This is a genomic window from Haloglomus irregulare (genome assembly GCF_007421925.1).
Lineage (GTDB): Archaea > Halobacteriota > Halobacteria > Halobacteriales > Haloarculaceae > Haloglomus > Haloglomus irregulare.
This window is the reverse complement of the sequence record NZ_QMDX01000002.1, coordinates 424,546-449,500: the sequence shown is the minus strand read 5'-3', so window position 1 is coordinate 449,500 and position 24,955 is coordinate 424,546. Positions and strand designations below refer to the sequence as shown.

The following is a 24,955-nucleotide window of genomic DNA, read 5'->3' as shown; positions in this document are numbered from 1 at the left end:
GGCGGATGCTCTCTGAAACGAGGGCGTGGTCGCTGTGGAACGCCCCGACCACGGGTGCGGGAAGGGCACCGAGTGAGCGTCCGCGGCCGGCGTCGAGAGCGTGCGGGTCATCCCCTACCGTTGACGTCCTCCCCGCCCTGAACGGCGAGGATTCATGACCGCGTTTGGGGTATTACGGTTCGCGGTTAGCAACCTGTTCTCGTGGGGCGAAGACGCCCTCACTACGGTCGAACAGGTGAACCGCTGGCTGTGCTAACCAGCCGTTATCCCTATCACCGCCATCCGTGGCGAGGCTCGGGAGTACCTTTTGCCGAATGTTCTCCGCGCCGTTCACGTCCGCGTTCGCCACCGTATCGCACTTCTCACACACGTACAGGCCACGTTCAACACGCTGGTTGTCATCGGAGTGACCGCACGCCGAACACGACTTCGACCGGGACGCGGACTGGCTCGACCGACTGGTCACAGCCGGTGAAGCCCACGGACCGGCGACGGCGGTTCCGTTCTCCACCGGGCGCGGGTGGTGGCGGCTACTCGAACCATGGTATGGGGCGCTGTTCACCTGCTTGATCTATCTGCAGGTCGGCGGCGCCGCTGATATCGCCCGGGGCGGTGGCGTGACCTTCACTCGATCGGAGCTGACCGTCCCGCCGTCGGAGTTGGTCGCTGAACTCCGGACCGTGCTGAGCGATGATTACCTCCTCACGCGGCGGCTGTCGGAGGTTCACGCTGTCCAGTCGATGATAGTACACGTCGAGGTTCCCGGTACGTTCGACGAGGTCCGACACCGAGCGCTTCGGCTCGGCCGGATCGCCGCAGTGAACTCCGGTTGGTCGCCGTGGCTGAAACTCAGCGGCGTACTCACCGTTGGGGATGTTCTGTTCCCGGTCTGGACGGTCCTCTCGCTCACAGTCGGGGTCGCGGTCACATACGCCTGGTTGGGCTTCGGGCGCGCGAACTTCCTGTTCGCCTCCGCTGGCGTGCTAATGCTACCACTGGTGACGGCTGCGACTGCAGTCAGCCGGGAGTTCGAATGGGGGGCCGCCGGTATCGGTACGTCCGCCCGAGAGGTGCAGAAGTACTCGAATCAGCGAACGAATCGTAGCGCGGAGCCCTGCTCGGTGACTCCGGCCGTGCCGTCGATCTGATCACGTCGGTAGTGAGGCGATGTCCTGGGCAGGGGGACCCACGACAGCGGAGGATCGTCTCCTAAGCAGGTTTGACACGGCATACTCGGGGGAGTGCTCCCGGGGGAAGTACATCCAGGACCCCTCTGGCGCGCCTCGATATATTGGTCCTGCGAGAGTGGCGCTTATACGGCACGGGACCGAACAGTAGCTGTGCTGTTCATCTGCGGACTCGCTTGCGGAACCGGAACGACTGGCACACTCTACGAACAGGGTGAGACGCCACCATCGTACGAGGGCGCGCCGAGCGTACACGCTCCGTACGCGTGGGTCTGCGACGCGTTCTACGAGGTGGAGTCGGGCGGCCAGGAGCTGGAGACGGACCGTGGGACGATCCAGGTCGCGTTCGAGCGGCCGACGGTACGGGGGTTCGAACGGCGCGACCGGGCTGTAGCGGCCGCCAAGTCCCACATCAGCGACCAGTTCGCCCGCGTCAGAATCGACAGCGAGCCGGAGTTCTATCTGGACACCCCCGAGGAGACCGAACGGGTCCGGGACGGGGTGTAGCCGTCGTGCGGCGCCCACGCTGGCTACCGGGCCAGCAGACACGGTCAGCTATGCGTGCGACCCAGCAGTCGAGTCGGCGGCCCCCGGCCCACACCTGCGCCCCTCGTCGGTCGTCGGGCGCGGCCCGGCAACTGGCGACCGTGCCGCGGGCCTTCCTCTCGCTCGTGAACCGGACCGGCGTCGTGATGGGAGGAGTCGCGCGGGGCAGCGGCGCGCGCCCAGACCGCCGGTGGGGGGTCCCGGTGAGACTGCTCCGATGATGCGCTCGGCCATCTCCCGCCGTGTCGCCGAGTCATCGGTGTATTCGATGTACCGCGATCACGGACGTGAACACTCCCGGTACGTGGCGTTGGCCATCGCGTTCGGCGCCGTCGGGACCGCGCTGACACAGGTTCCACAGGTCGCCTTCGGGCTCGTCATCGAACTGCTCGACCCGACGGTGACCCAGTCGCAGTTCCCGTTCGCCGACCGCCTGTTCTCGGCGAACCCGCAGGACAGGATCCTCGAGGTGAGCGCGCTGCTGTTCGGCTCGGTGTTCGCCGTCGCGGCCTTCCGGTTCGCCTCCCGGTATCTCTGGAACGTGTTCAAGCAGCTGTTCCAGAAGAGCATCAGGGTGGACTGTTACGCCTCCGTACAGGGACTCCATCCGAAGCGGTTCATCCAGCGGTCGTCGGGCGAGTATCTCAGCATCGTCGAATCCGACGTCGAGGAGGTCGGTGACCTCCCACGGACCGTCCTCTCCGGGGTTTCCAACGACGTGGTCAACTTGGCGACGATCGGGGTCGTGCTGTTCACCCTCAACTGGCAGTTCTCGCTGCTGATACTGGCCCCGTTGCCGTTCATCGCGTGGTTCACCTTCAGATTCAGTGCCGCGGTGGAGCCGCTGTACACGGAGGTCCGGGAGTCGTCCGCGAGGCTGACCAGTCAGCTCTCGTCGAGTATCAGGGGCGTCCTGACCGTCCGTTCGTACGTCGCGGAGGACCGGGAGACGGACCGGGTCGACGGGTCGTCGGAGCAGTACAAATCGGACCGGCTGGAACTGGCGAAAACGCGGCTCTCGTACGGGCAGATATTTAGCCTCACCTCGCGTCTCACCGGGTTCGTCGTCGTCTGTATCGGCTCGCTCTGGGTAGTGAACGGACCGCCGCTGTTCTTTACCGAGCCCCTCAGCGCGGGCGAACTGGCCGTGTTCTTCACCAACTCCACGCTTCTCGTCCAGCCGGCGACCAGCGTCCGGCGATACGTGGACAAGTACAAGGACGCGAAGGCGTCCTCGGACCGGGTTTACGCGATACTCGAGGCCGAGGAACGGGACCGCAGGACATCGGAGACGGCGCTCGGTCGCGTCGACGGCACCATCGAATTCGATGACGTGGTGTTCGAATACGGATTCTCGGACGCTGACCCGTTAGCGGAGGTCGGGAGTGACGACGGCGACGCGGGAACCGAGACGGCGGAGCCGTTCGTGCTCGGCCCGGTCAGTTGCGAGATCGAAGCCGGGCAGACCGTCGGCGTGGTCGGTCCATCCGGGTCCGGGAAGACGACCTTCGTTCGGCTGCTGCTGCGGTTTCTGGACCCCGATGACGGCCGGATACTGGTCGACGGGCGCGATATCTCGGATACCGACCCCAAGACGCTGCGACGACGGACCGGCTACGTGGCGCAGCAACCGTACATCTTCGACGCGACCGTCGCCGAGAACATCCTCTACGGGAACCCCAGTGCGAACGAGCGAGAGCTGGAGAGGGCAGTGACGGATGCGGTCCTGTCCGACACGATCGAACGGATGGCTGCCGGGCTGGAGACACGGCTCGGCGAGTCGGAGAGCCGTGTCTCCGGTGGCGAGGAACAGCGGATCGCGATCGCCAGGGCGGTCGTCTCGGACCCGTCGATACTGATCCTGGACGAGGCGACGAGCCACGTCGACAACATAACCGAGAGCCGAATCCAGGCGTCCATCGAGAGCGCGACCGCGGACCGGACGACCATCGCCATCGCACACCGGCTGTCGACGGTCAGGCGCGCGGACAAGATCCTGGTGTTCGACGACGGCCGGATCGTCGAGCGGGGAACCCACGAGGACCTCCTCGAGCGGAACGGGTTGTATCAGGAGCTGTGGAGCAGGCACGTCGGACTGGCCTGACCAGGACGACCACCTGCGCATCGAGGACGACCGCTGCGGCCGGCGGATATGCCACCCCTCGGTGTCACGTACGGTGATCCGAAACCATGCCAACTCGTGGCGCTCGGAGCGGCGCACTCGGGCGAGCGGGAACGACCTGTGAGTGGCCTATACGGCGATCGCCGGACGCGGGCCGTTGCGCCTCCGATATGCCGACCACACGCTCTCCATGCAGCATGACCGCTGGATCATAGCGCCACCGGAGGGGGTTCAACGAGTATCAGCTGACAGTTCAGTCCGAACCGTGTCTCCCTGCCGCGGAGGCCCCTCCGAGCCCTCGAATCCCGGCGGCACCCCCGAGCACCCGCCGGGCGATGGGCACGGTTGCCCGCTGTCCGAACGGCGCGTCCAGTGACGCGATAGCGTGTGCCCCGCCTACCGGACCCCGTCGCGGAGTCGGGACACGCCGCAGGCAGTGATGAAGCCGACCACCATCGTCAGCACCAGTACGGGAGCAGCCAGCAGCACCACGAGCGCCGGGACGACGGCGGCGTACGCCAGTAGGCCCTCGAGCGTGTAGTTCTCGTGCGGGTCGTGCGTGCGGTACGCGTATCGTGGGTCGTTTCGCATGGCGTTCGAACGGTGGCCCCCGACACCGGAGAGGACCCGTTCTAGTGTTCCCGAACCCCGACCGGACCGACACTGGGTATCGGCACGGCCGGCAGCGGGGCTGTCGCGGTTCCGGTCCGGACCGACGGAGCCTGTGCCACGCGGTCAGACGAATCGGTCGACCACGTACCCGCCGAGGGCACCGGCCCCGACATTGAACGCGAGGGCGACCAACTCGCTGCCGACGGTGATGCCGGCGAGAGCGACCCCGCCCGCGAGCATGTCGACCGCACTGGCTCCGGCGAGCAGCCCGATCGCGAGAGACGCCAGCAGTGGAACGGTCAGCACCCAGCCGACCAGTCCGGCAGCGGCCCCGACCCGCGCGCCGGACCTGCTCTCCCGGAGACGCGCCGCAAGGCCGCCGCCGATGACCCCCGCTCCGGGGACGAACGACACGACTGCGGTTACGGCGGCACCGTAGACGGCACTGGCCCAGAACGTGGCGGTCGTACCGCCCTCGTTGGTGACCCGGTGCCGGGTTCGTCGGCGTGCACGAACGAACCACAGGGCAGCGACGACCAGTCCGACCCCGGTCACGGCGAGGCCGGCCGAGAGCCAGTCGACGAACGGCACCCCGGCGGTGATCGTCTCGGCGGTCGTGAGTCCGTTCGGCTCCGTGCTCTCGGCGGTGACGAACTCCGCTATCAGTTCCCGGTCGACCCTGGCGTACAGCCCGATGCCGACTGCGGTCAGCACGAGGCCGACCGCGGCGGCTACGGTCCCCAGTAGCCAGTCGACTGCTCCGGGAACGGGGTCCCGTCCCTCTGCTGGCCCGTCCGTGTCGTGGCGGGCGGTGTCACGCGTGGCGCCGGTATCCGTCATGATCGGAGCAAAGGCACGGGGCAAGGTGTGTTGCCCGGCACCGTTTCTGAGCCGGAGACGGGTCGAAACGGCTCGGTCAGTCGACCACGAGGTCGGTCACGGACCGACTGGACCCGGCATACAGGGACCCAACCCGACCGATAGCGACGACCAGACCGAGCGCACACAGCACCCCCGCGAACACGGGACTGCCGAGGAGGTACAGTAATGTACCGAGCGTCAGGTCGGCCGTTACCAACGACGCCACGTACAGACGTTCGACGAGCGGGGACATCGGTAGTTAGGTTCCCGTGTGGGAGTGGTAAAGTCGGGAGTGCAGTGTTGCAGAGACGGAGAACGCACGCTACTGTCCGTCTCCAGCGGATCGAAACCACGGACCGGCGGCCGTCAGGTCCCGTCCCCGAGTAGCGGGGGTCAGCGGACAGCCCCGGTCGTCCGGGTGAACGTCGGACGTCGGTGCCACGTCACGCTGTCTCCTGTTCGGCCGGTCAGGGGCCGAGCCCCTCGACAGCCGCTTCGTCGGCAGTATCGGTCGACGACCACGGGGACACGAGCCGGCCGACACCGGCGATGATGTCGGGGACGAGGAGCGCGTCGACGGCGGCAACCGTCGCTGCGCTGGGGCTCGCGAGCCGAGGGACACACGCCGTCGCCGTCGTCGGCCGACGACCCGGGTTTCGACCGGGGTATTAGTGGCCGCAGGTCCTATCGGGAGCACGAATGAGCGATGGGATGCGCGCGGCGGAACCGACGGTCCTGATGGTCGATGACGAGAAGGAGGTCGCCGACGCCTACGCGCTCCGACTCGACGGCATCGCCGACGTGACCGTCGCCTACAGCGGCGGGGCGGCCCTCGAGGCCGTGGACGAGGGGATCGAGCCGGACATCGTACTGCTCGACAGACATATGCCCGCGATGTCCGGTGACGAGGTCCTGACTCGCATTCGAGAGCGCGACCTCGATTCGCGAGTCGTCATGGTGACGGCAGTCGACCCCGGTCTGGAGGTCATAGATATGCCGTTCGACGACTACCTGTCGAAGCCGGTCGAGCGTGCGGACCTGCTCGCGGTCGTCGACCAGCAGTGCCAGGTGCTCGCGTACGAACTGCTGGGTGAGTACTTCCGTCTGGAGTCGACGCGGGCCGTCGTCGCAGCACGGGCCGCGGAGGGGGACACGGGCGACGGCGAGCTCGCTGACCTGAAGGCGAAACGCTCGGCGCTCAGAGAGCGGATCCGCTCGCTGCTGCCCGAGGCGGAGGAGATGCTGTCCTCGTTCGACGGGATCGACCGGGGCGGGTACTGAGCGCTAAGGGTCCAGGCGGCGGGGCGGTCCGTCGTCGGGTTCGAGGTACGCCCCGATCAGTTCCTGCTGTGCCCGACGGAGGTGATACAGCAGCGTCGACCCGGCGATATCGAGCGTTTCAGCCACCTCGTCGGACGTGCTCCCGCGTGGCGAGTCGAAGTAGTCGGACAGATACGCGGTCCGCAGCACCGTTCGCTGTCTGTCGGTCAGGCGCTCGTCGAGTTCGTTTCGGAACGCCTCGGCGCTCTCGCCGGCGCGGGCCGTCTCCGTCCTGGCCACGAGGTCCGTCTCCGCGGCCGTCTGGTCGACGGCCTCGACGATCCGTCGCACCTCCGCGTCCGGCGGTGCCTCGGCGACGAGGCGTGCCGACTCCGCGGTGAACTCGCCGGCCGCGACGCTTGCACCCCACGCCGCGAGCGTGGTGGCGGGCGTCTCACCGACGAGCGTGGCCTGTAACTGCGGGTCCTCGCCCTCCCGGATCCATCGCACGTCGGTGACGGCCTCGTCGTCGGCCAGCGTCCTTCGAAGCCTCGCCCGCGAACCGTCGTCCGTGCCCTCGGTTCCGTCGGCCGCCGCCTCGGAACCCCCGCCGGTCCCGTCGACACTCAGATAGCAGACGACCGCCCCGTCACCGTGGGGGACCGCCCCGTCGAGCGAGAGTCGACAGTCGGCCTCCCGGGCGGCCCGGGTGAGCGGGAGTGCCTCGTCGGCGACATCGATGGTCACCTCGGTGACGGTGTCGGCGACCAGCAGGTCCTCCTGTCGGAGCGCCCGGATGGCGAACCCCCCGACGTGTGCGAGCGTTTCGAGCACTGCCCGCTCCTGTTCGCTGAACCCGTCCTCCCGGCCCGAGTACACCGACACCACGCCGTACGTGGTCCCCCGATACGCCAGCGGGACGGCATAACACGACCGGACGCCGTGGCCGAACGCCGCCCGCCGGACGCCCCGCGGGATCGACTCCTCGTCGGCGATGGCACCGACGAGTTGCGCCTCCCTGGTTTCCAGCGCCGCTCGTTCGGGGAGCGTCTCGCCGTCGCCGAGCGCCTCACCGATCCGCGTCCGGAGGTCGAGTGCGTCCCCCGCGGCGGCCAGCTCCCTGAGCTCCTCGTCCGGGAGGTCGCGTTCGCCGACCCATGCGAGCCGGTAGAGGTCCGTTCCGCCCAGTCGCTCACAGACCGTCTCGCCGACGGAGCTCCGGTCCGACGCATCGACGACGCGCCGTAGCACGGTCGCGACGACGCTGTTGATCTCCCGGACGCGTCCGAGTCGCCGCTCCAGCCGGTCGGCCCGCTCCCCCTCCGCGATCCCGTCCGTGCGGTCACGGACGTACACGAGGACCGTTTCGCCGACGTGGACGTCGACGGCCAGCCAGCGGTCGACCCGCGGGTAGTACTCCTCGAACGAGCGGTCGGTCACCGCCCCCCCGTCGAACGCGTCGCGGAGCGTGCCGGCCGCCGATCGTGGGAACGCGTCGCGAATGTCCGTCCCGCACAGTGCCTCGGCGGTCGATCCGAGCGTCGCTGCCGCGGTCTCGTCGACGTCGAGGACGCGACCGTCCGCACTGGTTTCGATAACGCCGCTCGGAGCCGCTCGTACCTCGTCGTCGAGTGTCATTGTGATCCGTCTGTCGCTCGCAGCTCAGTCGGTGGTGGACGCCGGACGGAACTCGAACCTCGCGCCGCCGGCCGACCCGGTGGCGAGCGAGACCGTCCAGTCGTGTGCTTCGGCGATCCGTTCGACGATGGTCAGGCCGAGACCGGTGCCGTCGCCCGTCTCGTTCGTGGAGTACCCCGGGTCGAACACGCGCTCGCGCTCGGCCGGCGGAATCCCGACGCCGTCGTCGGCCACGAAGAACCCATCCTCCACCCGTCCCACCCGGACCCCGACGCCGTCCTCGGGTGGTGTCACCTCCTGTCCGGTCTCGACGGCGTCGTCGACCCCGGGGCGACTGCCCGTGGAGCCGCGCTCGACGGCGTCCTCCGGTGCCCGTGACGGGGGGCTCGTCGAGCCGTGTTCGACGGCGTTGCGGAAGAGGTTCTCGAACAGGCGCTGTAACCGGTCCGGGTCGGCGTCGGTCGCGGGGAGGTCCGCAGCGACCGTCAGCGACGCCGACTCGGTCTCGACCGTCGCCCACGCGTCCCTGGCCACGTCCCCGATGTCGATGTCGGCGGTGACGTCGAGGACGTGTGCGCCGCGGGCGAGCGTGAGCACGTCCCGGATGATCCGTTCCATCCGGTCGTGTGACTGCCTGACCTGGTCGAAGTGCTCCGTCTCGCCGCTTTCGCGGGCGGCGCGGAGGTGGATGTTCGCGACCTCGAGCGGGTTCCGGAGGTCGTGGCTGATGACGCTCGCGATGCGGTCGACTTCGACCTCCGCGGAGCGTGTCGTCCCCGCGTCGGTCACTAGCAGGAGCCCGTCGACGTCTTCGCTCTCGCCGGTATCCGCGAGCGTGCGGAGTCGGTACGCCGCCCCGGAGTCCGCGCGTCCACCGTTACCGAGTACCGTGTCGACTCGACGCCCGTCGGCGAGGGCCGTGTGGAGTTCCGCGACCGACTGGTCGTCGGCACCGGTCGCGGTCGTTGCCCACTCGCTGACCGTTGCCCCGGCCGGGACCGACTCGAACACCCGTTCGAAGGGAGGGTTTCGGTCCACGATGACTAGTGACCCCGCCCGGCGTTCGTACCCCAGGATCGGGTCCGGGAACGCACCGATCGGGACCGTCGTCCGCGCGTCTCCGTGTCGGGCCTCGCGCTCGTCACTCATAACGGCCACCGATCTGTCGACCGCGAGCGCGGTATCGGACTACCGATCGCCGAGCACGGCCCGTCGGTCGGCGCGGCGGGGGGTTGGATCGCTGTCATGGCAGTACCGTTAGGCCCCTGTGCCCATAGCCGAACACTCTAGTAATATCGAAAACGTCCGTCATAGGAGTTGTGGACTGTTCGACCAGCCATCTGTCCCCCGAATGTGGGTCGGGACGGCGGCCGACAGCCGCCAGCCCCCGAATCGACACGGCGACGACGGGGAGGCGAGCGTCGGTGTCCGCGTGGTCCTGCGACCCGGTCGTCGAGCGGCGACGGGGTCGTCCTGGTGTTCTGCCCCGACCGCAGCGGCCGCCGTCCCTGCCCGGTTGGACTCACGCCGGGGCCCCGGTCGGCCGTACGGCGGACGGGACGGGAGCGACGACGCGACACCGCCGAGCACCGGTACCCACCGCCGGCAGCGGTGGACGTTCGGTCCGCGTGCCGGGGCCGGGGCAACCGTCCGCAACCGGTTTGAGGCCGAAGCCGCCAGGTCGGGTACGGTGTTCCAGTTCGGTCCGCTGACGCTGCTCAGGGTCGCGGTCCCGATAGCGAGTGGGGTCGCCGCGGGGATGGTGGGGGTGTCGGTATACCGGCGGCTCCACTGCGGGGAGGTCCGTACCGGACTCGCCCGCCCCTTTATCGCTCTGGCGGCGGCGGTCGCGGGGCTCGGACTGGTCCACGCTGGCCTCCGGTTGGTGACCCCGCTCGCGACGCGGCTGAACGCCAGGGCCAGCCTCCTCGTCGTGGCCGTCCCGTGGTTGATATTTGCGGCCAGATACGTCGGACTCGGGCGATACGTTACGCGCGGACGAGTGGTCGCGGGGGCGGTCATCGTGACGGTCCTCGTCTGTGTGAACGTCGTTGGCGTGCTCGCCGACGAGGGACGGCTCGACACCGGACCGATAGGCGAAGGCGGGCTCGATGCGATAGGGACCGTCCAGTCCGTCGTCGCCCTGGGTCTGCTGTTGCTCGTGTTCGCCCTGATCGGCGGCGCCGTCGTCACGACCTACCGACACGACCGACTACCGACGGGACAGGGCGTGGTCGTCGCGTTGCCGATCGGCGAGTACGTGTTCACCGTCCAGGCGACCCGCCCCGCGACACCGCTGGTGAACGACCTGCTCGTGAGCGGCGCCTTCGCCGTGGTCGCCGCGAGTCTGGCACTTGGCGTCACGCGGTACGATGTCCTGACCCGTGTGCCGGCGACACGCCGGCTGGGCGAGCGAGCGGCACTGACCGAAACCGACGAGGCGATACTCGTCCTCGATGACCGAACACGGGTGGTCCGGGTCAACGACCTGGCCGAGCGGGTCTTCGGCGACATCGACACGCTGGCGGACGTGACCGAGCACTCGATAGCGGCGCTGACCGAGCGCAAGACCGTCACCTATCGGACGGCGACCGGGCGCAGGCAGTTCGAACCCAGTGTCTCGCCGCTCGCCGACGGGCACGACGAGACGTTCGGGTACACTGTGACGCTCTTCGACGTGACCGACCGTGAGATCCGGCGCCAGCGACTGGCCGTGCTCAACCGCATCCTCCGGCACAACGTCAGGAACGAACTGGACGTGATCCGTGCATACACCGAGGAGGCCGGCCTCGACCCGGCGGTCGCGGGCGTGGACCGACTCGGCGAGATCAGCGAGGAGGCGCGACGCGTCCAGCAGCTCATGGAACGGTCCACGACCGACCGGACCGGGACCGCGCTGTCCTCGTTCCTCGAGGACATCGCCGCCGACGCGACGGCCGGGACGGACGCCGAGGTAACCGTCACGGCGCCCGAGACGACCGTCAGCATCGACCGGGCGCGGTGTCGGTACGCGCTCAGACATCTCGTCGAGAACGCCGTCGAACACAACGACGCGCCGTCACCGCGCGTCGCAGTGCGCGGTGAGCGAGCCGAATCGGGCCTCCGTCTCGTCGTCGCGGACGACGGCCCAGGGATTCCCGAGTCCGAACAGGCGGTGATCGAGTCGGGCGAGGAGCTGCCGCTCGAACACGCCAGCGGCCTCGGCCTCTGGGGGGCGAACTGGGTCGTCCAGACCGTGGGTGGGTCGCTGTCGTTCGACGAGAGCGATCTCGGCGGCACAGCGGTCACGGTCACGCTTCCCGGCGTCTCGACGGACGACGACTGAGGAGCACCCCGACGCCGGGTTCGGGAGCGCCAGAACGGGAACCGCGACCGGTCGACCGGGGCGGCCGGCGTACCGTCGATCGCCGGTGCCCGAGTCAGTCCGACCCGGCCCGGAGGAGACGCTCGGTCGCGCCACCGAGCAGGTTCGCCGTCAGGTTCGACGCGTGCAGTCCGATCAGGCAGACGACGACCCCGAGCAGTGACGCCAGCAGCGCCTCGGGGAGCGTGTCGACCCCGGTCCCGGCCAGGGTCGTCGTGTCGACGGATGCCGGCCCCAGTTCCACGGTCTCGGCGTTCGTCACACCGTATTCGACGCCGGGTATCCAGTACACTGCCGGCGCGATGACGAGCGTGAACGCCAGCGTGAACAGGACCGTGATGGCCACGAACAGGTTGATGCCGATGACGAACGACGCGAGCGCGAACGCGACCAGCAGGTAGTTACGCGGGTCCGTCGCGACCGTCTTCAGGTAGTCGACCGCCGGCAGTTCGCCGGGGTCGGCGGGGTCGTGAGTCACCGTACTGTTCCGGAACCGGCGGAGCAACCACGCCTCGAACACGCCGATGTACCCCCCGAGTGCGAGGACCCCGCCCAGTATCGGGATCCCGACGAGGAGCGGTGCCAGCGACACCCCCAGACTGAGTCCGGTCACGAGCACGGTGAAGTAGGCGATACCCAGCGGGAACCGGGCGAGCAGGTACAGTAGGTTACGGTACGTCTCGCCGCGGAAGCCGACGCCGAGCGCACGCCGAGCCAGCGAGCCGTGTCCCGCGGACGCGTTCGTTTGAGTCTGTTGACTCATGTTCCGTCCATTGCCCGGACGGTGGATAAGAGCCGGAGCGGTCCTGTCGGGGTGGAAACTCGGTCGACAGTTTTATATACGAGTTTCCCGCGAGGACTGGCGATGCGACTGCAGCATCCGGACACAGTCGCCCGACGGCAGAGCGGAGGACGGGCTCGAAGGGTCGTCGCGAGGCCAAGAGACGGGCGTCGCGACTCGTCGGTCCCGGTCCCGGTCCGGACCCCACGACAGCGAGTCGCCCCCCGCTGGGGGTGAGTACGTAGAGGCGTGCGCTCGGCTGGGCACCCCGACGGGAACGCCGAACCGGTGTCGGGATGCGGGCGCGTCCCGGATACGTGTGGCTACTCCCCGACTTCGAGGCTGATCCCGTCGGGGTCGAGCAGGAGTTGCATGCGGTCGACGACGACGGAGAACCGTTTCCGGTGGTGCCCGTCGGGATCGAGTATCATCGAACTCCGGATGACGCCGGCGGATTCGAGCCGGTCCAGTCGGCGGTAGATGGTCGGCCGTGACATGTCCAGCCGCTCGGAGAGCGCCCGCGCCGAGAGCGGCTCCCCGACGAGCACGTTCAGCACCTCCCGGGCGTACTCGTCGCTCAGCAGCGAGAGGACCTCCGTCGTGTCGACCGCCGGGTCGTCGCCGGTTCGCGAATCCGTGCCGCTGTCGACCGCTGGTCGCTGGAAGGAACGGGTCGAGTTCGACTGTGACATCGTTACCCGTATCCTGCGACGGACGCTCCCTGTAGCCGGACGCTACTATCTCGCACACACCGGTGGACCCGGGCTCTAGCTATCGGCATGGCAACCGTCCACAACCGCCCGGACGGGGTATCCCCACGACGCTGGGGCCCGTGGCACGACGTACCGACCCGTTCCCGGGGCCATCGCCATCGCTGTGGGACGAGTACGATCCGGGCAAACATAGCCGCACAGGAAGCACTCGATCCGAGCGGACCCCTCTGTGGTGGGGGAGTTCGCCCCGGCTCAGGAGGGGACGAGCCGCGTGCCACGGGGTCGAGCCACGCTCTCGCCCACGACACGAGCACGTCGTCCGTCCTCTCGTGTCGACCGTCCGTCCCGGTCCCCGGCGGGAACGGGCCGTCGGGAACCGGATCGAACGCGGGTCACTCGGGCGAATCGAGCGACGCCGCGAGCTGCTGTGCCGTATCGAGGCCGGTTCGGAACCGGCCGACGAGTTCGGCCTGGTGCTCCGCGCAGGCGAGGAGCGTGACGGCTCCGTCCTGTACGGGAATCAGGGGCTGTTTCGGGTTGGTCACGGCGAGCCGGCAGCTGGGACACGTGATGCCGCCAGCCGGCCGGTGCTCGATGAGCGAGGCCCGTCCGTCGGTCGTGAACCCGCAAACGGAGGCGAACCGTTCGAGGTGGGCGTCACAGCCAACTACCGGGACCACCACCTGTTCGAGGAGCAGGAACGACACCGTCCGGCTGGTGGCCGAGTGAAGTGCGGACTCGCAGGCATCACACTGGATCTGTGGGGCCTCCTCGACGTCCGCGGGCTGTCGCTCGGAGGCGTCTGCAGGACACATGTCTGGGTACTCAACCATTGGGTCGTCACACGGGAAAGGGTGTGGGCGGCCGGCCACCGGTGGTCCGTTGAGAGAGGCCAGCGACGATGCAACGGACTGACCGGTTCGGGGTCACATCGGAGCGTCGCTCGTCCACGAGAGACTACCCGAGATGCCGGACGCCATCTGCCGGATGAAACCACCGCCGCCGTGATCCGCCGCTGTTGCAGTCATGGAGGACGGACGGCTCTCCCCGGATCGGCCACACCAGTCATCACTCCTGCCCGAACGGTCCGCACACTACCTGAGACCGGGAGGACCGTGGCAGATGCTCACCGAGAGAGCCTCGCACTCCCGGGCGCGGGTCGCCGTGGTGTCGGCAGGGAGAGAGCCGATGGTCCGCTGGCCCCGGCCCGGCCCGTCGGTCCTATCCGGTGTCGGGGGTTAGTCCTCCTCCAGCAGTTCCTTGATCTCCTCGAGCTTGAGGAACGAGGCGAACGCCAGGATGGTGACGGGCCAGAAGCCGACGAACTGCCCGCGCTGCTTGTCCCCACGCACGTAGTAGAAGTACAGGGCCAAGCCGACGGAGGCGAGTGACGCTACTGCCGTTGGTCCGAAGCTGTTCGTGTCGATGTCGGCCGCGACGTCCTCGGTTGAGGCGCTCACAAGCGAAGAACGGCTCGTACGGTCAAACCCTTTCGCATGGCGGCCCGTCGCGCCGCTTCGTCCCGGTCCACGCCGCGCGGCGGCCCCCTCGACCCGTCCGAGTTCACTCCCTGCCCGCACTCTCGCTCCCTCGTCACGTCCCCCGCTCCGGCTGGGTATCCCTCTCCCGAACTGCCCGCTCGGTCCACTCGACTGTCCCGTCCGATCGCGAGGGGAAACGGCTTTGTCATGGCAGTCGTACGCGGTGTATGGACGACGCCAACGCGGACCGGCTGATGATCGCTGCCGGCGTGGTGATCAGTCTCATCGCCGCCTACGGCTGCTACCCGAGCTGGAAGAACGCGCTGGACGGTCGGGAGTGAGGGGAACTCGCTGGTAAGCTGCAAGCGGACGTCCGGTTCGATGGTCGTGGGCGGACAGGGGGATGGACGCGTACTGCCACTGCTTCCCGGCCGTGGTAGCCTTGCCCCCGACATGGAACGTACCTCGGTCGGGACGGATCCGTCCCCAGCGGGGGGCCGTTGCGGCCTTCCCGGTCTCCGCCGGAGCGTCGAGAATCTCGGCACCGCGATCCTCCAGCCAGTCGCCGAATCGCCCCAGTCCCGGGGCGGCGCTTGCGGTGGACGCACCGGAGTCGTTCGCCCTTGGGGTGAGGAGAGCATCGATGAGCCGTCGAATCCCGGTCTCCCGGGCGTGATACTGCCTCGGGGCGCGGGACCCTCCGGAGACCATCCGTTGCGATGTCCGTAGGGGGCGGGGGTCCGAGTTGTCACTCCGGTGTATCGGATCACAACGGGATATCTCCACAATGGGCCCGAGAAACCACTGAAAATTATTATTGAGCATCTACATTCGGTATAATCAGCCATAAGAGGCCATGAACCGCATATCCCGGATGGAGTCCCACTACCGCGATCTTGGACGTCGGCTCAGCCGAGTATCAGCGATCCGGATCGCGAACGTCTCGCTTCGGATTGCTACAGGTCGCCAGCGTCTGGCTGAGGACCGTTCGCCACCGACGTAGACCAGGTGTCCACGCGAGATACGTCGATGCCGAGTGGCGACTGGCGGAACTCGCGCCACCAGAGGGGCACAGGATGCGGACGTTACGCCGGGCCGAGGTCGCCGATGTCATCAGGAACGCCCGGCGGATCACAGTCGGACGAGTCGGTACGGAACGGTGGCGCGAGTACGAATCGTCATACCGGGACCTGCTGCGCGGGGGGCAGTCCGTGACGTTCTACCCCACTCGTTCGACCACTGGATGTGCCTGCCAGCCTCGGCACGTTCGACCAGGAGTCACACACGCAGCGCGCTATCGAACTGGCTTATCAGAGCTGGAGAGCGGGGCGACGGCCCGTTCGAGAGCGTGCTGGAAACGTCGGATCGCGTCGATACGGTGGAGAGTATCCGCCGGTACCCGGCGCTGGATTCGCTGCGCGTGCCGTCCGCGAATGCACGCCCGAGGAGCGGCCGAGACGGTCGCGTACACCGGTACGGAGCCGTGTCTGACGTGTGCTGGCCTGCGGTCGACTGCACCCGGGCACGTCGTGTACAGTGTTGCCGCCGACGGAGACGTCGACTTCAGGGGGCAGCTCGTCCGTTCGTTCGGAGACCGTACTCTGCGGTAGCACCGAGCTAGTCGGGTCGGTGCTGGACGAGGAGGGTCGTTCGATGCACGGGAACCACGGCTGGTGAGCGTTGCAGGATATCGAACGGCGACAGCACCGACCGACGGATCGAGGCGCACAACTGCTCGGGGGCCGATACTGTGGGTATGTCCGGAAACGGGGGCGAAAGCCACATTCGACCAGCCGTCAGACCTCTCTGTACGTGGGGAGAAGCCGACGGGGCCGAGAACTGTACCCGTCACGCGCTGGAGCGGGTAACACTCGAGCGAGGCGGGACGCGGGAGAAGCGGCGGCTATGTACGCCACACGCCGATGATGTCTGCAACAGTCCGTTGACGATGACCGTGGTTCGGCGGGAGGATATCGGACTGTTCGACCGGTGAACGGCAGTTCAGCATCGGCTCCGTGCGAGTGGAACCAGTCGGGGGCACACCGATGCGGCGAGGGTCCACTGCAGGGCTACTGGAGCGCGTCCGTGTGCCTCCTCCGGTTCGTCCTCGCTGCCGGTCGTCTCCCCTGTCTCGTCTCCGGTCTCGCGCTGAGTAAATCAGTCGCTGGCGTCGCCGCGAGTGTCGTCGTCGCCGTCCTCGTGGTCGGGGGCACACGTGGGTCGGGCGACGGTACCTGCTGCGGTCGGCGGACGGGGCCGCGGTGAGAGCATTAGTGTCCGGACCCGCATACTCTGCGTCGACCGGCATCGAAAGCCCGAGTCAGCCGAAAAGGTAGAGGACAGTCGCCGATATACGAGTAGGAACGGTGGCCGACGTAACCGCATCAACGGTGCCGTGAATGTCATTCTCAAAGGCGGCCACCGTATCGAAGTCGGAGTTGCCGACGTCCTGTATACGGACAGGATGGGTATCACGGCGATTCCCAGTGGCGTGAGCGGAGCCCCAGCGTCGTCCACGGCCTGCCCGATTCCATGGGACGGTACTCCCGCTCGGCGCGAACGCGACTCCATCAGCAACACCGCTCATCATCGTGAAGACCACAAAGAGGGTAGGGGGTGCACCCGAGAACGGGCGCAGACGGACGGCGACAGGGCAGCTATCTACGTAAGGTGGTACCGTGGAGATCCATAGCGGACGATATGTTTCCGTAGCCGTGCTGAGGATAGGGGGGATATTCAGCGGCGCTCTCGCCCACAGGGGCCCTCCGTGACTCGGTGAGGGAAGGGAGGGGACGGGACACCGGCGGTGGCCGATACACCGTGCCGCTGTCGGACGATACGGCGCGGTTACCTGGCGAAGCGTACTGACAGGCGAGCGCCCGGGGACGTGATTTGCAACCGCTCAGCAGTACGCGGAAGGTGGTTTTAATAGATCGGGTCGAGTGCGAGAATGTGGTGTGTGACCATGGCACACGACACACGGATCGATATCGAAGAGCGCGAGCTCCTAGTCGAGTCGGAGCGCGGGCGGGAGTCGGTTGAACAGTTCGTGGAGGAACTACTGACCTACGAAAACCGCAGCACGGAGCGTCAGGGGGTTACCATCGAAATCGACGGGCGGACCTACCGGCCGTACCTGTTCACAAAGGGGATGCCGCTGGATGACGGTGGGAGCGATACCGGTACCCCACGACCGGAGGGCGTTGTGGCACCGTATCGAAAAATCCAGAACTATCTCGACGCGGTCAGGGAAGCGGCCGATCCGAGCGTGGCCAGAGTGTTCGAGCGGGGCGGGAACCGGCTGTTCATCGGCGTGCCCGGCGTTCACTCGGTCAGTCTCGCCGGAATGGAAGCCTGGCGCGGTGTGATGCCGATGGCCCCTGACCCCACGGGGCCACACACTGCCGCTGAGATGATCGATCTCTATGCGATGGAACAGCTCCGGGACGTGCCGTTCGTGGAGTGGAGGAACGAACCGGGACCCGACGACGGGGACACGACGACCAGTGAGCGGTTCGATGAGGTGCACGGTCCGCTAGCGACCGATCTCGACAGGATCGCTGACGAGGACGGCATCGAAGATGACTGGTGGTACGGCAAGGACCGTCTGTTCGTCGAGGCTGATGTCGGCGCGGCCGGCTGGTGGGGGCCGTACATCTCCCAGTTCCTGCTACACGATGTGGACCTGTGGTCGCTGCCGACCGAGCAGCGCTACCTCCGGTATCAGGAGATCGACTACAACAAGTCCCGGGACCGTTGGCTGGAACTGCTCGAGGGGATCGCCCCGACGGACGACGAGGGGGACCTGATCTCGGCGGAACTGAATCCGAACCCCCCGTCCGGCGGGCGCGGCTACATCGAGACCCCACGGCACTTAGCAACCATCGTCAATGCCGAACCGCCGTACCAGGAGTATCTGATTGCCGCGCTGTACCTGCTGGGCCGAGATTGGCTCGACTACGACGAGGGGCTCGCGTACGTCACCCGCGAGGAGGGGCCGGTGTTCAATTACACCGACAACGGTCCGGTCGGACTGCTGGACCTGCTCGCGCGTGCAGGCCGGGAGGCGTTACTGGCGGCGTTCTATCAGAAGTATTACGCCCACTTCCGGTGTCGGCCGGAGACCTATGCCGGTCGGATTCACGGACAGGAGTTCACCGCCGACTCACCGACTGATTTCGAGATCGACAGTCTGGTCACGGACGCGAAGGTTCTCGAGCGCCAGCGCCAGCTCCGGGCGGGCGGCGATGGGGATCCGGGGCTCCTGTCCACGGTCTACATCGAGGGGTCGCCGGTGCACCCAGCCTATCCCAGCGGCCACTCGGTGATCGCCGGTGCGTGCGGCACGATACTGAAAGCGTGGTTCAAGAACGCCGACTGGAACGATGAGGCGGACTACTATCTGCCGGTTGACCGGGGGGAAGACAGTTACCCGCCGACGATGGACGTCCCCGAGGGGCATCGGGGGATTCATCAGGAGATTGATAAACTGATGTCGAACGTCGGGCTGGCGCGGATGTTCGCCGGCGTCCACTACTACAGCGACCACTACGAGGGGGTGAAACTCGGCGAGCAGGTGGCGGTCGGCCTGCTGACGGACGTATTCGGCCGTGCATTCGACGGCCGGGAGGCGATCGCTCCGACGTTCACCCCGTATATGGAATACGGCGCTGACGCAGAGCTGGCTATCACCGAATACCCACGGACACTTAGAAAACTACGGTACGACGCCGACCGGGACAGGCCCCGGCTCCCCTCATGAACCGGTGTACAGGCCATCACGACGCGAAACGTCCGCCTCCGATACGCAGGAGTTGATGTCGCTTGATCGCAAGCAGTCCCTCGCAGGGGTACGCGACCTGGGTGACGGATACGGTACGCACGGCGATGCAGCCACAGTGCAACCGGCCGCAACACCGGCATCCGTCGGAGGTCGGCCATCGGTTGACGGCCGGGGATATTCCGGTAGACTCCAGGTTACAGGACCGATTCCTCAGGACAGCCGACCGTTCGCGCAACTCCTCGTCCTCGGGGACCACTCCCGTGGGTGTACCCTATCCGTAGCGTCCGTACCCGCGGCCCCAACTCCTCCCCACTGGAACTACCTTCCCAGATGTACCCTCTTCGGCGGGATCTGTTCGATACGCAGCACGACCGATACGGCCCCGTATTCGGCGAGAGTCGGACCACTTCCGCAACAGTTGTCATGCTGGGCGTGCTGAATCCGGTATATCGATACGGGAGATGTGAGGGCGGTAGGCCACCCGGTCCGTCCTGAGCGTACTCAGTACGGCGAACTCCCGTCGGGCAGGTGAGTCGAGACCAGTCCCGCCTCGTCACGAAGGGCCACAAGGCTCCGTTCCAACCGGCGTATGTGCTGTCTAGCGTCATAGAGTTCCTTCCGTAGCTCCCTGGTCTCGTCCTGTTAGGATCGTCTGCGAGCTCCTCGGCCGGCGAGTTCGTTCCGGGGATGAGCGTGCGCTTCCCGGGATACGCTCTCGGATTGGCGGATACACGACTTCAGCCCCTGTCAACCCGGAGTCCTGATCCGGTTCTTCCACCCTATCTGCTGGTAGTATGCACTCGACTGTCACCGGTGGAGGGCTTCGGCAGGGCCGGATCGAATCATCAGCTCGTAGTAGTGCTTCGGGTCCCCGGTTGTGGTGCTGTCAGCTGTCGCATCTCTCTCGGACCCGTCGGCCGGATTCCCTGCTGTGTCAGTTACGGTCTTTCCATCGGGAAGGGGAAACGTGTTCACCGAGCAGCGGCGCAACGGATCGGGCTGGTTCAGGCTCCGTCTGCCTCGTCCTGCCGCTGCCGGTCCTCGTCGGTGTATCCACCAGCAGACCCGGTCTGCCGAGCCTCGCTGATGTTCCGCGAGGTCGACTCGTAGGCCGCTTGGGTCCCTTCACCGCTGTGGGCCATGTCCAGGGATTTCTCGGCTTCGATACCCATTCTCGTCGCGGTCAGCACGGCGTCCTGATTGGCTCCGATGAACAGGAACTCCCAGTCGTGGTCCTGACGGTACTGCTCGACGAGTTCACGGACCCGGTCCCGAGGCGTCTCGGAGGCGTTCTCCTTCCCGTCGGTCAGCACCACCACGACGACCGTATCGGGCTGTACCGCGGCCGGCTGCTTCTCGATGTGGCCGTCCGTCTCGGTGACGGCGGTCGTGATGGCGTCGTGCAGGGCGGTTCGTCCGCCCGGCGTGTACGTCTCTTCGTCCAGGTCCGGGGCGTCGCCCAGCGGTTTACCGTGGTAGACCCGCGAGACGCTATCGCTGAACTCGTATAGCGTCACCGCCGCTCGCCCGGGTTCGTCGCGCTGGTCCGTGAGGAACGTGTTGAAGCCGCCGATGGTGTCCTCGCGGATCTTCGACATCGAACCGGACGAGTCCAGGACGAACGTGATCTGTGTGGTCGTATCGGATGGCATGAGTCGTATGGTTCGAGTATCGCAACCGCATCGGTCGAATGTCGGTGCGTCGTAGCCGGCGGAATCACGCCGGTGGCCCCTCGATCTGCGAGACGGCCCACCGGGCTCGCTTTCGGACCGTCTCATGATCGTCCTCGGTACTGGCTGCTCGAAGCGCACTGAGCGACGCCGCATCTCCCGGGTGACCGAGCGCTTTGCAGACGTTGGCTCGTGCCTGACACTGCTCGTCGGCCAGCAGCGGTCGCACCTGTTCGACGTATTCCGTCACCGCGTCGGGCCGGTCCTTGGCGATTCGGGCCGAGACAGTCGACGCATTCTCCCGCGTCAGGTCATCATCCGCCGACAGCAGTTCTGCGATGGTGCCGACATGGGCCGTGACACGGTCAGCATGGAGCCGAGCAATCTCACACAGCAACCCGGTCGCACTGCTCCGGAGTTCGGGATGCTCCGTCTCCAGGAGGGTCGCCACCTCGTCCACGAGGCCGGTCGCAACTGTCGGGTACTGGGTGGCGACTCGACCGAAGGCGACTGTTGCATTCAGCCGAGTCCCGTCGTTCAACGCTTCATCGGCCAGTGTGTCCGCGAGCACCGGTGTCGCCACCTTCGCCGCTTCCGGGTCCGCCTCGGCAATCAGTGCCAAGTCGTGGGCGGCGTGATGCGCCGCCGCCCGGTCATCGAGTAACGCCGTCAGGCCAGGGACGGTATCGACCGTGTCCGCCTCTGTGAGTTCGGTGATGCACCCTGCTGCCTGTCGCCGTGTGCGCGGGTCAGCGACCGACAGATAGGTCGTAACGACCTCGGCGAGCGGGGCGATATCAGCGGGTGCCACACCACCAACGGACCGGACCACCGACGGCGCGGGTGCTGGCGCGACACGGTCCTCCTCGAGCAGCGACCCGATGGTCGGTAGCGCCGGTGTGCAGGCTGCTGGCCGCGTCGTTGCGACTCGACGGAGTGCACCGAGGGCGGCGGCCCGTGCCGTGTCACTGTCTCGCTCAAGCGGCGCCAGCACCCGCGAGACGTCGACGGCGAACGGACTGTCCGCTGCGAGGTCGGCGAGCGCGGCTGCTCGCTCGGCCGGGCCGTCCGTCGCAGGGAGATACGCCGCCATCGGCGGGTCGGCGACGTGGACCATCTCGATGGCGGCGATTTCGACGTCGAACGGATCCGCTCCCGGGGCCGATGGGAGGCACCGGAAGGTCGGTTCGACGGCCCGGCTCAGCGTCCTTCGGGTGGCCGAGACATCCCGACGGAGTCCGGTCCGATTCGTTCCGTCTACCGTGTGTTCGATCCCGAACCCCGGGGCGTCCCGCCGGTCATCGAGCCACGAACCGAGGTGGTCCGCATCGACCGGCACGATGCCGGCAGCCGCCGGGGAGCCGCCGTCGGGCATCGGGTCGCCATCGGTAGTGGTTGTCTCGTCCACGAACGGGAGATCCGGATGGACGTCGCCCCGCTTGACAGCGGGGACGAACTCCCAGGCGTGGTAGTGGTCCCACCCCTCGACATCGCTCAGGTCGATATCGTCGACAGCGACGTAGCCATCCGCGTTCGGATGGAGGTCCGCGATGAGGGCCAGGCGCTCACGCCGGGTGGGGAACCGCTCGTAGCGGCCATCGGGCCGCTTCCCTCCGAGCCACCGATTCCAGTCGTCCGGGTGCATCCCCACGATGTCCACCACGCCTGGAACGGCCGCCTCCTCGGCGAGGTCCTGATTGCCGATCGCGTAGACCGCGTGTCGGGTTCCGTGCGCGAGCTCTCGCACCCACTCGAGCGGCACCGCTTGCCGACCCGGATGCGGGTTCACGTCGACGGTCCAGTCGCGGTCGAAGGCGAAGACCAGCATCAGGCGACCACCCCCGCACCGGCGATCGGGCGCCGGGTGGTGGTCGCTGCTGACCGTTGCCGAGTCCCCTCCCCACGGAGCGTGTGTGTGCGCATGTGTCCTCGTGTCGGGTTTCCCTACCCCGTGACACCCAACGGGTGGTCACCGCCCACTCCCCCCTCGCGTTAGTCCCGGATCCGACATCGCGAAGTGCCTTCCGGACACCTCGCATACGTTCGTATGCATCTTGTCGTAATAACTCCTTTGAATGTATACTCCACGTTGTCATACTTCTCGACTTAAACTACAATACAGTGTCTTTTCTGCTGCACCCATCGCCGCGGTACCGATATCGTGTCCGTGTTTCATCAAAGGAGCACCGAAGGACAGAATCAGCAGCCAAAACGCCCATTACGGTGCCTATCGTGGCATCAGCAGTACATGCCGTTCGATGCTGGCGGGGACGCGCTCCTCCGCACGCTCGCCGAACACAATCCCTGGTGGGAGGCAGAGACACACGAGTTCGACCTGCCACGCCGGCACAAGAGCGATTTCTATCACCTCGCCCGCCCCGACCGGTCAGATAGTCAGTTCGAGGATCAGCGATTGCTCGGCCTCGTCGGGCGTCGTGGCGTCGGAAAGACCACGCTCATCAAACAGTTCATCACCCACCGCATCGATCGGGGCGCGGCTCCCGAGCGGTTCTGTTACGTCCCGTTCGGTGCAGACCCGCTCTATCAGCTTCGGTCAGACGATGGCCTCCGGCAGGCGATCCGCTACTACGAGAGCCGTGTTCTCGGTCGGGTTGCAGACCCGACGCCACAGTTCGTCTTCCTCGACGATGTCCACCTCATCGAGCATCCAAGCAAGCCGAACGTCGAGGGGTGGGGCAAACCGGTCGCCGACATGCTCGCGGACGCACCGGAGCGTCACGTCGTCGTGACAGCCAATGCCGGCGTCCAGATCGACCGCGAGTGCGACCGCGTCGACCTGCCCAGCGAGAGCTACAGCACCCAACCCATCCTCGCCGAGAAGTTCCGTGACTACCTCTACACGCTCTACCCGGACCTCGAAGAGGGGGACACACGCGTCAGCCCGACGCCGATTCGCGAGGGTGAGGGGAGTCTTCCCGACGCGCTCGCACGCGGCGACCTAGCGGCCTTGGCGGAGACACTTCGCGATCAGTACAGCCGAGTCGCCGACACGACCCGTCAGATCCAGTCACAGGTCGTCCACTATCTCGCGATGGGGGGCATAATCAGCTACGCGCTCGACGGGCCGGTCGAATCTGCCGGTGAACTCAACAGCGAGGCATACACCGATCTCAGGGACGATGTCCGGGACGCGCTCTACCAGGACGTCCCCGGCTTCGAATCCGTCCGGACCATCGCTGATCTCGAGCGGCTCTGTGCACTGGCCGCCCGCAACCGGGGCGCCGAGCCAGTCCGCTACCAGCGGTTGGCCGACCTGTTCGACATCGATCGGCGCACGCTCACGGACAGCTACCTCCCGGCACTCGGGCAACTGTACCTGTTAGACGGAGTCACCGAGTACGACAACAGCCGGCCGCGCTCGGTGCGACTCTATCTTCGGGATACCGGGCTCATCACCGCGCTCACCGACGGCGACGCCGAGCGCGTCCTCTCGGACTTCGACCGTGAGACTGCGCTTGCGCGTGTGGCCGCGTTCGATCACACGATGCGATTCGCCTACGGTATCAACGCCGCACAAGGGGTCGATATCGACCCAGATATCCGGTTCTGGCAGGGCCGCCAGGGCGAGGTCGATTTCGTGTTCCAGGTCGACGGTACGCCTGTTCCGGTGGGATTCGCCTATCGACCACCGGTGGAGGATGCCGTGAGGCCGGTCCGGGAGTTCGTCGACACGTACGATGCCCCGTTCGGGCTGATTCTCACCGGCGATACCGTCCGGAGTTCACAGCCGATCAGTGTCGAACAGGGGTTGATTCAACTACCGTACTGGTTCTATCTGCTGTGTTGCTGACCCCTTTACCGAAGCAGAGAACTGAGAACGTTGACCGGGGTGCTGCCGGTGAATACGGTCGATCGGAAAACGAGGACCTATTGAAGCCCTCAGAACCCGGTAGATTCGCCCGGGCGTGCTGAATAC

At 66.9% G+C, this 24,955-nt stretch carries 18 protein-coding genes and 1 pseudogene; 7 read left to right on the top strand and 12 right to left on the bottom strand.

Features of this window, described 5'->3' with window-relative positions:
- Positions 1 to 172: 172 nt before the first annotated feature.
- Positions 173 to 433: pseudogene (locus DP107_RS05995) on the bottom strand (zinc ribbon domain-containing protein); the annotation flags it as partial.
- Positions 434 to 659: 226 nt separating this feature from the next.
- On the opposite strand from DP107_RS05995, the gene DP107_RS05990 reads away from it, so the two are divergent.
- The 3 genes from DP107_RS05990 to DP107_RS05980 all read left to right on the top strand — a co-directional run bounded on the left by DP107_RS05990 (position 660) and on the right by DP107_RS05980 (position 3,837).
- Complete coding sequence (locus DP107_RS05990) at positions 660 to 1,148, top strand: hypothetical protein (RefSeq protein WP_238330786.1); 489 nt, start codon at positions 660 to 662, stop codon at positions 1,146 to 1,148.
- Positions 1,149 to 1,340: 192 nt separating this feature from the next.
- Positions 1,341 to 1,694: a DUF7113 family protein gene (locus DP107_RS05985; protein WP_144261228.1), complete on the top strand. Its 354-nt coding sequence runs from the start codon at positions 1,341 to 1,343 to the stop codon at positions 1,692 to 1,694.
- Between the two features lie 307 nt (positions 1,695 to 2,001).
- Positions 2,002 to 3,837 carry an ABC transporter ATP-binding protein gene (locus DP107_RS05980; protein WP_238330785.1) on the top strand — a complete coding sequence of 612 codons (1,836 nt, stop codon included), beginning with the start codon at positions 2,002 to 2,004 and terminating at the stop codon, positions 3,835 to 3,837.
- Between the two features lie 414 nt (positions 3,838 to 4,251).
- Here the strand turns inward: DP107_RS05980 and DP107_RS05975 are convergent, their stop codons facing one another.
- The 3 genes from DP107_RS05975 to DP107_RS05965 all read right to left on the bottom strand — a co-directional run bounded on the left by DP107_RS05975 (position 4,252) and on the right by DP107_RS05965 (position 5,581).
- On the bottom strand, positions 4,252 to 4,446 hold the full coding sequence (locus DP107_RS05975; RefSeq protein WP_144261226.1) for a hypothetical protein: 195 nt from the start codon (positions 4,444 to 4,446) through the stop codon (positions 4,252 to 4,254).
- Between the two features lie 144 nt (positions 4,447 to 4,590).
- Entirely contained in the window at positions 4,591 to 5,307 is a 717-nt protein-coding gene (locus DP107_RS05970; protein ID WP_144261225.1) for a DUF5518 domain-containing protein, read from the bottom strand.
- 76 nt (positions 5,308 to 5,383) lie between these two features.
- Positions 5,384 to 5,581 (bottom strand): hypothetical protein, encoded by a 198-nt coding sequence (locus DP107_RS05965; RefSeq protein WP_144261224.1) that lies wholly within the window; start codon positions 5,579 to 5,581, stop codon positions 5,384 to 5,386.
- 446 nt (positions 5,582 to 6,027) lie between these two features.
- Here DP107_RS05965 and DP107_RS05960 point away from each other — a divergent pair, with 446 nt between their 5' ends.
- Entirely contained in the window at positions 6,028 to 6,609 is a 582-nt protein-coding gene (locus DP107_RS05960; RefSeq protein WP_144261223.1) for a response regulator transcription factor, read from the top strand.
- Between the two features lie 3 nt (positions 6,610 to 6,612).
- On the opposite strand, the gene DP107_RS05955 is transcribed toward DP107_RS05960, so the two are convergent.
- Together DP107_RS05955 and DP107_RS05950 are read right to left on the bottom strand one after the other, a co-directional pair.
- Positions 6,613 to 8,226, bottom strand: a complete 1,614-nt coding sequence (locus DP107_RS05955) for a bacterio-opsin activator domain-containing protein (protein ID WP_144261222.1) — start codon at positions 8,224 to 8,226, stop codon at positions 6,613 to 6,615.
- 24 nt (positions 8,227 to 8,250) lie between these two features.
- Complete coding sequence (locus tag DP107_RS05950; RefSeq protein WP_144261221.1) at positions 8,251 to 9,375, bottom strand: sensor histidine kinase; 1,125 nt, start codon at positions 9,373 to 9,375, stop codon at positions 8,251 to 8,253.
- A gap of 541 nt (positions 9,376 to 9,916) precedes the next feature.
- Here DP107_RS05950 and DP107_RS05945 point away from each other — a divergent pair.
- The gene (locus tag DP107_RS05945; protein WP_144261220.1) at positions 9,917 to 11,551 is read left to right on the top strand and encodes a sensor histidine kinase; all 1,635 of its coding nucleotides are present in this window, start codon (positions 9,917 to 9,919) and stop codon (positions 11,549 to 11,551) included.
- Between the two features lie 94 nt (positions 11,552 to 11,645).
- On the opposite strand, the gene DP107_RS05940 is transcribed toward DP107_RS05945, so the two are convergent.
- The 4 genes from DP107_RS05940 to DP107_RS05925 all read right to left on the bottom strand — a co-directional run bounded on the left by DP107_RS05940 (position 11,646) and on the right by DP107_RS05925 (position 14,544).
- Positions 11,646 to 12,353: a sensor domain-containing protein gene (locus DP107_RS05940; protein WP_144261219.1), complete on the bottom strand. Its 708-nt coding sequence runs from the start codon at positions 12,351 to 12,353 to the stop codon at positions 11,646 to 11,648.
- A gap of 341 nt (positions 12,354 to 12,694) precedes the next feature.
- Complete coding sequence (locus tag DP107_RS05935) at positions 12,695 to 13,063, bottom strand: ArsR/SmtB family transcription factor (RefSeq protein ID WP_144261218.1); 369 nt, start codon at positions 13,061 to 13,063, stop codon at positions 12,695 to 12,697.
- A gap of 413 nt (positions 13,064 to 13,476) precedes the next feature.
- Entirely contained in the window at positions 13,477 to 13,917 is a 441-nt protein-coding gene (locus DP107_RS05930; RefSeq protein ID WP_238330784.1) for a hypothetical protein, read from the bottom strand.
- Positions 13,918 to 14,322: 405 nt separating this feature from the next.
- A complete protein-coding gene (locus DP107_RS05925) occupies positions 14,323 to 14,544 on the bottom strand; it encodes a hypothetical protein (protein WP_144261217.1) in 222 nt (73 codons plus the stop codon).
- Between the two features lie 2,986 nt (positions 14,545 to 17,530).
- On the opposite strand from DP107_RS05925, the gene DP107_RS05915 reads away from it, so the two are divergent.
- A complete protein-coding gene (locus DP107_RS05915) occupies positions 17,531 to 19,327 on the top strand; it encodes a phosphatase PAP2 family protein (protein WP_185977188.1) in 1,797 nt (598 codons plus the stop codon).
- A 1,025-nt stretch (positions 19,328 to 20,352) separates the two neighbouring features.
- Here the strand turns inward: DP107_RS05915 and DP107_RS05910 are convergent.
- Both DP107_RS05910 and DP107_RS05905 read right to left on the bottom strand, forming a co-directional pair.
- Entirely contained in the window at positions 20,353 to 21,000 is a 648-nt protein-coding gene (locus DP107_RS05910) for a vWA domain-containing protein (RefSeq protein WP_144261215.1), read from the bottom strand.
- A gap of 64 nt (positions 21,001 to 21,064) precedes the next feature.
- Positions 21,065 to 22,846 (bottom strand): HEAT repeat domain-containing protein, encoded by a 1,782-nt coding sequence (locus DP107_RS05905; protein WP_144261214.1) that lies wholly within the window; start codon positions 22,844 to 22,846, stop codon positions 21,065 to 21,067.
- Positions 22,847 to 23,266: 420 nt separating this feature from the next.
- Between DP107_RS05905 and DP107_RS05900 the strand changes: the two genes are divergently transcribed.
- Positions 23,267 to 24,829: an ATP-binding protein gene (locus tag DP107_RS05900; RefSeq protein WP_144261213.1), complete on the top strand. Its 1,563-nt coding sequence runs from the start codon at positions 23,267 to 23,269 to the stop codon at positions 24,827 to 24,829.
- Positions 24,830 to 24,955: the final 126 nt, after the last annotated feature.